This is a genomic window from Carnobacterium sp. AT7, assembly GCF_000171855.1.
GTDB classification, from domain to species: domain Bacteria; phylum Bacillota; class Bacilli; order Lactobacillales; family Carnobacteriaceae; genus Carnobacterium_B; species Carnobacterium_B jeotgali.
This window is the reverse complement of sequence record NZ_ABHH01000066.1, coordinates 1-1,224: the sequence shown is the minus strand read 5'-3', so window position 1 is coordinate 1,224 and position 1,224 is coordinate 1. Positions and strand designations below refer to the sequence as shown.

The following is a 1,224-nucleotide window of genomic DNA, read 5'->3' as shown; positions in this document are numbered from 1 at the left end:
GATTGCAGCACTGTTAGTAGCGATAGGTATTTTAATTCCAATGGTTTCGCCAGTTAAATTAGTTTTAGAACCAGCATCCTTTACATTAGCGAGTCATGTAGCTATTTTTATTGCGATGTTTATCTCGCCGATGATTGCCATAGCTGTAGCGTTGGGGACAGCTGTCGGATTTATGCTGGGTGGTTTTCCTGTCATCATTGCACTAAGAGCTTTAACGCACGTTGTTTTTGCAGGAATTGGATCGTATGTTTTGTTTAAAAAACCAGATATCCTTCAGTCTACTGTTAAAACACAAATCTTTTCGTTTTTAATCGGTGTGGTACATGCGTTTTGTGAAGTCGCCGTTGTATCTGTTTTTTATTTCGGTGGGGGAATGACAACTGCTTACTATGCTCAAGGATTTTTACAGTCTGTTTTCCTACTAGTTGGAGCAGGGACAATTATTCATAGCATGATTGATTTCATGCTTGCACATGTTGTTTGGAAGACACTAATGGGTCGTAACTCGTTTGCTGCAACTATGGCAAAAATTAAATAACTAAATCAGAAACAATTAAGTTTGGAAATTCGATGAGAATTTTTAAGTTTAATTGTTTTTCTAATTACCATTACACCGTTTATTTATTCCTACTAAAAATTTGTTTTATTTCGCTAAATGTGCTAATATGAATCATGTATAGTTCTGTCTGAGAATAGATTTTGAGAGTAGAGTCGCACTTGTTTTTGAGTGCGGCTTTTAGAGACTTAATGTTCTTACTGATAGGGCCTAACGTTCTTTATTTTTATTAAGAGGTGAACAGCTTGGCAATGATGATTCCAGAAGAAACTGTCAATAAAATACGGCAAGAAACCAATATAGTGGATGTCGTCAGTCAGTATGTTCAATTAAAAAAGAAAGGCAAAAATCTCTTTGGCTTTTGTCCCTTTCATGAAGAACGGACTCCGTCATTTTCGGTAACAGAAGAAAAACAAATTTTCCACTGTTTCAGTTGTGGACGAGGCGGTAATGTTTTCACTTTTTTAATGGAAGTTGATGGGTTATCTTTTCCAGAGGCGGTCATTAAAACAGCAGATTTGAGTCAATTTCAACTAGATGAATCCTTGGTTCAAGACCATGATCATAAAAACCAGCCAACTGACTCAACAAAAGAAAAACTTATTCGTGTCCACGAAGAAAGTGCTGAATTATTTCATCATATTCTATTGAACACAAAAATTGGAGAA

The 1,224-nt window shown here is 35.9% G+C and carries 2 protein-coding genes; both read left to right on the top strand.

Annotated elements, in window-relative coordinates; genetic code table 11:
- The first annotated feature begins 1 nt into the window (after position 1).
- Positions 2–538: a hypothetical protein gene (locus CAT7_RS12460; RefSeq protein ID WP_007725991.1), complete on the top strand. Its 537-nt coding sequence runs from the start codon at positions 2–4 to the stop codon at positions 536–538.
- Between the two features lie 263 nt (positions 539–801).
- Positions 802–1,224, top strand: a 423-nt coding sequence (locus CAT7_RS11935; protein ID WP_007725989.1) for a CHC2 zinc finger domain-containing protein, incomplete at its 3' end; no start/stop codon positions are given.